This is a genomic window from Ruegeria hyattellae (genome assembly GCF_041537925.1).
Taxonomy (GTDB): Bacteria; Pseudomonadota; Alphaproteobacteria; order Rhodobacterales; family Rhodobacteraceae; genus Ruegeria_C.
In genome coordinates this window covers 433,675-441,731 of sequence record NZ_JBGOSH010000005.1, presented here as the reverse complement: position 1 = coordinate 441,731, position 8,057 = coordinate 433,675, and the positions used below count along the sequence as shown (strand labels likewise).

The following is an 8,057-nucleotide window of genomic DNA, read 5'->3' as shown; positions in this document are numbered from 1 at the left end:
CTTAAGGGCAAACCAAACAGCACTTTGATCGTCAGACAGGCTTGTATCGCCGCATCACTATACGCCTGTTGACGGCCCCGTCGACCAGATGGCGTCGCATCCCACGCCATTGAAGCGTCAAACCAGATCGACAGCGAACCTCGCCGCTTTAGGGCTGCGTTGTAAGACGACCAGTTCGTGGTCTTGTCCTTCCTGGGTGTCCAACTGCTCATGCCTTCCAGCTACCACGCTGGATTCATAACATGAATCCCATCACCCAATTGGTGCAACAAAGCCGTCCCTACTTGTTCTATCCGGACAAATGACCGGCACCATGAAATTGAGATGACATCAGTAATGGAAGATACGAACATTGTCTTGTTCGCTCTTTACATCTCCGGTGCCGCCGCTCCGCTGATCTGGACAGTTCGGTTGCTTCGAACCGGTGTCGAGCGGACTTATGCCGTTCAGCTTCGCTCACTTCTGCGACGTTCGAACGCCAGCCGTTTGCAGGCCGCAGCCAGCGGAATTTTTGTGGCTCTCTGCCTGCAGAGTGCGACGGCAGTGGCAGTTTTGGTTTCGAATTTTGCCGTGAAAGGAGGGGTAGGATTGTTGGCCGGAATGGCCATGCTGCTGGGGGCCGATATCGGGTCTGCGATCGTTTCCCAAATCCTGCTGGTTCGCCAGGATTTTTTGATCCTATTGTTTCTGCTTTGCGGTGTCGCCCTGTTCCTGCGCAGCTCAAAAAACAAGGTGCGCCAACTGGGAAGGATCCTGATCGGAGTCGCGCTGATATTTGTCTCTCTTGATATGATACGCACCGCCACTGGGCCGCTTGTCGACAGCCCGGTCGCAGTCAGCGTGATGCGTTATCTGGGCGGCGATGTCGTGACGTCTTTCGTAATTGGAGCGCTTTTTGCTTGGGCTGTGCACTCCTCTGTTGCCGCAGTATTGTTCTTTGTCACCCTAACAGCCCAAGGGCTCCTGCCCGCGAGCGGAGCGGCTGCCATGGTCTTGGGTGCAAATGCAGGTGGTGCATTTCTTGCCTATGTGCTGACGCTGACGGCACCACTTACAGCTCGCAGGATGGTCGTAACCAATCTCGCACTGCGAGGCGGCGGAGCCGCACTGGTGCTTGTGTTGTTATCGCAAGGTGCTTGGGGGCTGACATGGCTTGGCGCGAATGAGGCCCAACAGGTTATCAACCTGCATCTTGCCTTCGATATTGGGCTGGCATTGGTAAGCCTGCCATTTCTGAGCTGGATTTCATCCGGCGCTGTGCGGCTTATGCCAGACCGCGCTGAATTAGCCACTAATATCATCCAAACCACTGCGTTGGACCCATCGACGCTCGATCGCCCGGACCAGGCACTGAATTGCGCGGTGCGCGAAGTTCTGAAAATGGGCGAATAAACCGAAGCCATGCTTCACTCGGTGGTTTCGCTGCTTCATGGTTGGGATGAGCCTTTAGCGAATGCAATAGCCGAAAAAGCTGATCTCGTAAGGGGCATGCATGAAGATATCAAGCTATTCCTGGCTCAGCTGAACCACAGTCGGCTGGAAGATGGGAAAAAAGAGCGGTCTAGCGAACTTGCAAACATCGCGTACAATCTCGAAACCGCAGCGGATGCAATAAGCACAGGACTAATCGATCAGGTCAGGCATTTGTATTCCGGCCAGTTGAAAATTTCGGCAAACGGGTTGTCGGATTTCGAGGACTTCCACGACCGGGTTCTCAGCAATGCCCAACTTGCCCTGGATGTGCTTATGAATGGTGCACCGGACGCTGCGGGACAATTGTTGCGGGCCAAGGAAAAGGCGCGCGCAGCCGAACGGAAACTTCAGGAAAGGCATCTGGAAAGGTTGTGCGCGGGCATTAGTGAGAGCTTTGAGACCAGCCGAATGCATCAGGAAAGCCTGCGTATTCTGAAAAACGTGAACACCGCATTCGCTACAGTCGGCTATCCGATTGCGGCTCGATTAGGCGACCTTTTGTCGACCAGGCTTTCCGAGAAGGCCAAATCCGAGCTAAAGAAAGGAACCTGACGAGCAATGTAAGAAAACGAATTCAAGCCACTTGATTTGTTCGTCATTGGCTACGTCGTGAATGGAAAAATCATCGCGCGAAACGCAGCTGGAGTAAGCTTTCGGTGGTCCTGACGGACCAAGGCGCCTCGGCACACACAAGCTGTTTGGAGTGCGCGTGCGCCAAGGCGCCAGTCAAATCTCAAATGGCCGAGTTTTGCGCCGCCCTGTGGCCGGAAATCGTACCGCCGTTGACATTCTCCCATCCGATCCGATGGGGCGAGTTCTGCCATGCACTCTCCGATTGCCAAGAAACGCATTTCGACTACAGAAAATCGCCGCGACGAGGCGTGAAACTGTCGACCAATGTACCGGGCTCCAAGCATATGCAGCCATGGGTTTGGCCTGACGGAATGACAAAGCTGTCGCCAGGGCCAACCTCTTGTTCATGTTCACCAAGCGTGAAACGAAATCGCCCGCTCTCGACATAGGTCGCCTGAACATGCGGATGGCTGTGCAGCGCACCAATCGCCCCAACCGCCTGAAACCGGAAGGCGACAATCATGAGGTCCGAATGATCAGATAGCACCTGCCGCGTGACATGTTCACCGGTCGAGACGATCGGGAAATGGGACACAGGTTCTCTCCTTTATTGTTAGGAAAACAGCATACCACCGTTGAGATCAATATTTGCGCCCGTGATGAAGGCACTGTCCTCGCAGGCGAGGAATAGAACGAGATTCGCTGCATCATCGACATGACCTTGACGCTTTAGCGGCGCGTTGGCTTCAAAGCCGCGGCGACCTGCATCAGGCGTGTGTACGTTGTGGAAATCGGTATCGATCATGCCAGGACACAGCGCATTTACCCGAATATCGGGACCAACTTCCTTTGCCAAACCGCGTGTCATGGTCATGACCGCGCCTTTGGCAGTGGCATAGGCGACGGCACCCGGCCCACCACCATCGCGACCGGCTTGACTGGCGAGATTGACAATGGCTCCTGACGTCATCCTGGACAGGCAGGCCTGCGTCATCAAGAATGTGCTGGTCAAATTCAGGGTCATTACGGCGTCCCAATGCTCAACAGACATTTCCGCTATGGTTTTGCGGGCAATCAGACCGCCAGCGTTGTTGACCAGAATGTCAACGCCGCCAAAGGCTTCGACAGTGCGAAACACCAGCGCGTCAACATCCGCCTTTTTGTTCAGGTCGCCCTGCAGGGCAATCGCTTTACCGCCTTTGCCTTCGATTGCAGCAACGGTTTCCTCCGCGCCATTCGAGCTGGAAAAATAGTTGATCGCAACATTTGCGCCTTCAGAGGCGAGTTTGATTGCAACGGCGCGACCAATATCACGGCCTCCTCCGGTCACGATGGCGGTTTTACCTGCAAGTTTCATGTCGATCCTTCCTATTGCGAAGCGCGAGCTTCGCTTTTGTCATGGGTTTAATTTGGCTGCCGTCGGAATGCGCTCGGGGCGCGAACCGAGACGCCATTATCGGAATGCCCCCGGCATAACTGTCTTTGGGAGCCACAGAATGATTTCGGGGAATGCTGCCAACAGAATGAGGATGACCAGCATTGGTGCAAGGATGAGCACAACCTCACGCAGCGCTTGCACAACGTTTAGGCCGCCAATCGCTGCAGAGATAAGCAAACACAAGCCGTAAGGCGGCGTCACAAGCCCAAAGGCAAGCGAGACGATACCAATGATGGCGAAAGCGATTGGATCAACCCCACCCGCTTGGGCCACAGGCATCAGAACCGTGCCAAGAATGATGATTGTCGGAATTGCATCGATAAACAGGCCAAAGAGCAGAAACAGCAGCGCAATCAGTATAGCTGTTCCAAAAGCTCCGAACTCCCAAGCGGTCAAGATGCTGACGATCAGGCGCGGCGCATCGTAGAAAGACAGTAGCCAGCCGAATGCCGAGGCAGTACCGATCGCAAACAGCGAGATGGCTGCAAACCGTGCCGTGTCATAGAGGATGAAGCCCAAGTCTTTGGGTGTGACAGTCCGATAGACAAACATGCCCAGGATCAGGGCATAACCAGCAGCGATGATTGCGCTTTCAGTTGGTGTTACGAGACCTCCTACAATACCGCCAATCACAAAGACCGGCGTCAAAAGGGCCAATGCGGCCCCTTTCCAAGCGGCCCAGAACTCACCCCAATTCGGCGTCGCGGTAACCGGGTAGTTGCGGGCCTTTGCAAAGCCATAGACAGTTGCCATCAAGGCGAGGCCAATCATCAAGCCAGGAATCGCACCGCCCAGAAACAGCGCGCCGACAGAGACCTGCATGACACCGCCCCAGACGATCATCAAAATCGACGGCGGGATGATGACCCCCATAACCGAAGAGCAGGCCGTAATAGCAACGGCAAACCGTGTGTCGTAACCCTCTTTCTGCATGGCCGGGATTAGGATTTTTCCGATGCCTGCCGCATCCGCTGTGGAAGACCCGGAGATGCCTGCAAACAGCATTGATACAGCGACATTCACATGGCCCAATCCGCCGGGCATCCAGCCGGTTAGCACGCGTGCCAGTTCGATCAGCCGGTCGGTTACCTTGCCGGAATTCATCAGGTTGGCCGCCAGTAGAAAGAATGGAACGGCCAGCAAAATGAAGGAGTTATAAGATTGGAACATCCGGTCGAGCACAATGAATGGCGTCAGCCGCAGCTCAAGCAACACAACCGGAAGGGTCGCCAAACCCAATGCGAATGCCACTGGGATGCGGATGAAAATCAGCACCAGAAAGCCAGCAATAAGCATCGTGGCAGCAGTTGCAGTATCGAGGATCATGTCTGGCTGCTCTCTCGGTTAAGATATTGCGCGATGACTTCGGACAGCCGGTAACACGACAAGAGAAGCCAAAACCCTCCAGCAATTGGGACCGAGATGTGCGTAATCGCAAGATTGGCGCGCATCATTACGGACCGCTGGTTGCCCCCAAATTCGGTGTATTCGATGCCGTAAAACAGGAAGAAAGCCCCAAAAATCATGATGGCAACGTGCACGATACCGTCTTGAAGCAAACGTGGCAGCGGTCTCATCGCATTCCGCGTAATGCGAACGTCGAAATGCGTGCCATCCCAGACAGCAACAATCGACCCGATCATAACAATCCAGACGAACAGGAACGTCGCCAGCTCTTCGGTCCAAAGGTAAGTTGGGATCAAACCGGTGTAGCGAGAAACAACTTGCATGGCGACCGGTATCGCCAATGCCCCCATCATCACGCCAAGCAATATGCGAAGCCCAGCGCAGAACTTATCCAGATATTTTCCAAGCATGCTCCGCCCTATTCCGCGATGTGACGCGCCAAGCGCATCGGAAATTGTGCCGACAGGCGAGCTTGAAGACTCGCCCGCCCGTCAGCCGGGAGATTACATTCCGCGAACGTTATTGAGCAGTTCTGTCGCGCCCAGCTCTTCAGCATAGGCGTCCTGGACCGGTTGAACCAATTCCAGCATTTTCTCGCGGCCCTCGAACTCATGCACTTTGATCTGACCTGCGTCGATCATTGCCTGGAGTTTCTCACCGTCCTGACCGCTCTCTAGCGCGCGACCGAATGCACCGGCTTCAGCGCCGGCTTCCATGATAGCAGCCTGCAGGTCCGCTGGCAGTTCATCGAAGATTTTCGCTGACATCACAATTGGGCGCACAGTGATCGTGTGCTGGGTCAATGAGACATGTGGCGCGACTTCGTAGAACTTCAGGTTCTGGATTGAAGCCGCTTCGTTCTCAAACCCGGCAATAACGCCTGTTTGGATTGCGTTGTAGACTTCGTTGTACGCGATGGCAGAAGGCGCCGCACCAACCGCTGAGAATGTTTGCGCCTGAATTGGGGCCCCCATAACGCGCATGCGGTGTCCTGCAAGCTCTTCCATGCTTGTGATCGGCTCAGCTGAAGCAAGATTGCGAACTCCGCCGCCGTGATACCCGACAATCACGATGCCCGCGGCTTCGCGCAGATCATCCTCAAGAGGTTTCAGTGCATCCGATGAAAGCACCGCATCCCAGTGTTCAAGATCGCGAAACAGGAAAGGCATATCCATCAAAGGAATGGACTCTGAAAACACGGCCATGTTGGACGGCGCCAGGATCGTATAGTCTACTGCGACACCCTGATTGAGGTAGGTGACATAATCGGATTCGACCCCAAGCTCACCATTCAGCCGCAGATCAAACTCGATTTCACCATCGTAATTCTCAGCGACCAACCGTTCAAACTCTCGCAGAGTCTTAGTGAATGCATGCTCTTCATCAAACATGCTCGCGCCGCGCAATGTAACATCAGCCTGCGCGGTTGAAATCCCGCTTAGCAAAACAGCCGTCGCAGCCATCGTCTTTAGTGAAAAATTGAACATTCTATCCTCCCAGATCAGGTTTAGGTCTTGTTTTCTTCCAGCCGCTTTTGACTGGCGATCGTGTTCGAAACCTTGCAAGTGCCCACGCCAGACCAGCCTTCACCCAAATCTGGATGATCTGATTTCCTCCCAGCCAGCACGATTGCTCCGCCCTCGTTGATGGGCACACACAACACGAAAACTAGGATACTAGTCAACATCTTTTTTTTAGCAATACCCCCATAGATTCTTCATTTTTCCTTTAAAAGCAGAAGCAGGCTTGTCATCTAGTATCCAATTTTGATCTATTATTTCCCTCTTTGATCTGCCACAATGCTGTCAAACAGAGGTTGGAAAACACAAATGGCAGCATTGGGAAGCCTTGAGCGCACGACGAGTAGCGATGTCGTCTTTGACGAACTATTTGGACAAATCACCCGGTTGGAACTGCTCCCAGGGACAAAGATATCCGAAACGGACGTCGCGAAGTCATTCGGGTTCTCACGTCAACCTGTGCGAGAGGCTTTCACACGGCTAGCCAACCTCAATCTCCTATTGGTACGACCGCAGCGTGCGACAGTTGTTCGGCCGTTCTCACGGCAGCTCATCGCAAATGCCCGCTTCGTGCGTGCTGCGGTTGAATTGGAAGTTATCCGCGCTGCCGCGTTAGATCGCGACAAGTCGGTAGACGCGGCATTGAAAGCTAACCTTCGCAATCAGGCAGAAGCAATTTCAGCGGAAGATGTCAGCTTGTTTCATGATCTGGACTACCAATTTCACAAATTACTTTGCGCCTCGGCCAAACAAGAGTTTGCGTTTGAAATTATCGCCGAGAATAAAGCGCAGGTTGATCGCCTTTGCATGCTGGCACTGACCAGCAAAAAAGCAATGGATGATTTGTATGTGGATCACCAAACTCTTTTAGGGGGTCTTTTTAATGGTGATGCAAAGGCGGCAGATCAAATCCTTCGTACGCATCTTGAGCGTTTGACGCCAACGATCCAGGCAATTTATACGACGCACAACGCCTACTTTGATGAATAGGAAGGGCTTTGTTGCACAAGTCGTGTTGAGTTCGGGCCTTCCCTGACACTGGACGGATTTAGCCTACGGCCGCTGTCTTTGGAATGCCAAGTGTCGTGAAGGCGTTGAGGATCGCGGCGCGGATTTGGATTTCCGCGACCTGTCGATCGAAGTCACGCGCGGAGAGGCGTTGACCCAGCAGTTTCCCACAATGCATCTTTGTTTCGACGCGGCTTCGGCGATGATATCCGGTGATTTGCCGCCACAATGCGCGACCGAGGTACTTTGAGGATCGAACAGCTTCGTTTCGTACCCTGGCTCCGGGTGTGTCAGATTTCCATAACTTCGCATTCTTGCGCGGTGGAATGATGGCATGGGCATTGCGTGCTGCGATCGCGTCGTGGCATTTGCGCGCATCGTAAGCGCCGTCCCCGGTGACACTGCCAATCTCTTCGTTCGGTGGGATCTGATCGAGCAGGTCAGGTAACATGGGTGCGTCACCGATACTGCTACTGGTGACCTCGACGGCACGTATCTCTCGTGTTTCCTCATCGATTCCCCTCTCGGCAGATTGCTTTGCAATCGCCTGCCGGGCAGTGGATGTGGGTGTAGGTGACGGGCCGTCCGCTAACGTTTCGTTAGACGGCTCTCCCCTTAGCTACTCCTTTGTGCTCTCT

Annotated in this window: 9 protein-coding genes and 1 pseudogene; 3 read left to right on the top strand and 7 right to left on the bottom strand. The window is 54.0% G+C overall.

The genetic code is table 11. The annotated features are described in order from the left end of the window. Positions 1–212, bottom strand: a 212-nt coding sequence (locus AB1E33_RS15480; RefSeq protein ID WP_372578161.1) for a transposase, incomplete at its 3' end; no start/stop codon positions are given. 112 nt (positions 213–324) lie between these two features. On the opposite strand from AB1E33_RS15480, the gene AB1E33_RS15475 reads away from it, so the two are divergent. Continuing rightward, entirely contained in the window at positions 325–1,392 is a 1,068-nt protein-coding gene (locus AB1E33_RS15475) for a Na/Pi cotransporter family protein (protein WP_372578160.1), read from the top strand. A 9-nt stretch (positions 1,393–1,401) separates the two neighbouring features. After that, on the top strand, positions 1,402–2,025 hold the full coding sequence (locus AB1E33_RS15470; RefSeq protein ID WP_372578159.1) for a Na/Pi cotransporter family protein: 624 nt from the start codon (positions 1,402–1,404) through the stop codon (positions 2,023–2,025). Positions 2,026–2,329: 304 nt separating this feature from the next. Here the strand turns inward: AB1E33_RS15470 and AB1E33_RS15465 are convergent, their stop codons facing one another. The 5 genes from AB1E33_RS15465 to AB1E33_RS15445 form a co-directional block, all read right to left on the bottom strand. After that, a complete protein-coding gene (locus tag AB1E33_RS15465; protein ID WP_372578158.1) occupies positions 2,330–2,641 on the bottom strand; it encodes a cupin domain-containing protein in 312 nt (103 codons plus the stop codon). Between the two features lie 18 nt (positions 2,642–2,659). Then, positions 2,660–3,403, bottom strand: a complete 744-nt coding sequence (locus AB1E33_RS15460; RefSeq protein ID WP_372578157.1) for a 3-oxoacyl-ACP reductase family protein — start codon at positions 3,401–3,403, stop codon at positions 2,660–2,662. 96 nt (positions 3,404–3,499) lie between these two features. After that, positions 3,500–4,810, bottom strand: coding sequence for a TRAP transporter large permease (locus tag AB1E33_RS15455; RefSeq protein ID WP_372578156.1), 1,311 nt, complete (start codon positions 4,808–4,810; stop codon positions 3,500–3,502). After that, positions 4,807–5,301, bottom strand: coding sequence for a TRAP transporter small permease (locus AB1E33_RS15450; RefSeq protein WP_372578155.1), 495 nt, complete (start codon positions 5,299–5,301; stop codon positions 4,807–4,809). Before AB1E33_RS15450 ends, AB1E33_RS15455 begins: the two co-directional genes overlap by 4 nt. A gap of 93 nt (positions 5,302–5,394) precedes the next feature. After that, positions 5,395–6,378, bottom strand: a complete 984-nt coding sequence (locus AB1E33_RS15445) for a TRAP transporter substrate-binding protein (RefSeq protein WP_372578154.1) — start codon at positions 6,376–6,378, stop codon at positions 5,395–5,397. Positions 6,379–6,720: 342 nt separating this feature from the next. On the opposite strand from AB1E33_RS15445, the gene AB1E33_RS15440 reads away from it, so the two are divergent. Further along, positions 6,721–7,401 carry a GntR family transcriptional regulator gene (locus AB1E33_RS15440; protein WP_372578153.1) on the top strand — a complete coding sequence of 227 codons (681 nt, stop codon included), beginning with the start codon at positions 6,721–6,723 and terminating at the stop codon, positions 7,399–7,401. A gap of 58 nt (positions 7,402–7,459) precedes the next feature. Here AB1E33_RS15440 and AB1E33_RS15435 read toward each other — a convergent pair. Further along, positions 7,460–8,057 (bottom strand): annotated as a pseudogene (locus AB1E33_RS15435) (IS5 family transposase); the annotation flags it as partial.

Excerpts from the sequence above, each read along its gene's own strand:
- AB1E33_RS15475 (WP_372578160.1), top strand. The coding sequence starts at position 325 with ATGACATCAGTAATGGAAGATACGAACATTGTCTTGTTCGCTCTTTAC.
- AB1E33_RS15470 (WP_372578159.1), top strand. The coding sequence starts at position 1,402 with ATGCTTCACTCGGTGGTTTCGCTGCTTCATGGTTGGGATGAGCCTTTA.
- AB1E33_RS15460 (WP_372578157.1), bottom strand. The coding sequence starts at position 3,403 with ATGAAACTTGCAGGTAAAACCGCCATCGTGACCGGAGGAGGCCGTGAT.
- AB1E33_RS15455 (WP_372578156.1), bottom strand. The coding sequence starts at position 4,810 with ATGATCCTCGATACTGCAACTGCTGCCACGATGCTTATTGCTGGCTTT.
- AB1E33_RS15450 (WP_372578155.1), bottom strand. The coding sequence starts at position 5,301 with ATGCTTGGAAAATATCTGGATAAGTTCTGCGCTGGGCTTCGCATATTG.
- AB1E33_RS15445 (WP_372578154.1), bottom strand. The coding sequence starts at position 6,378 with ATGTTCAATTTTTCACTAAAGACGATGGCTGCGACGGCTGTTTTGCTA.
- AB1E33_RS15440 (WP_372578153.1), top strand. The coding sequence starts at position 6,721 with ATGGCAGCATTGGGAAGCCTTGAGCGCACGACGAGTAGCGATGTCGTC.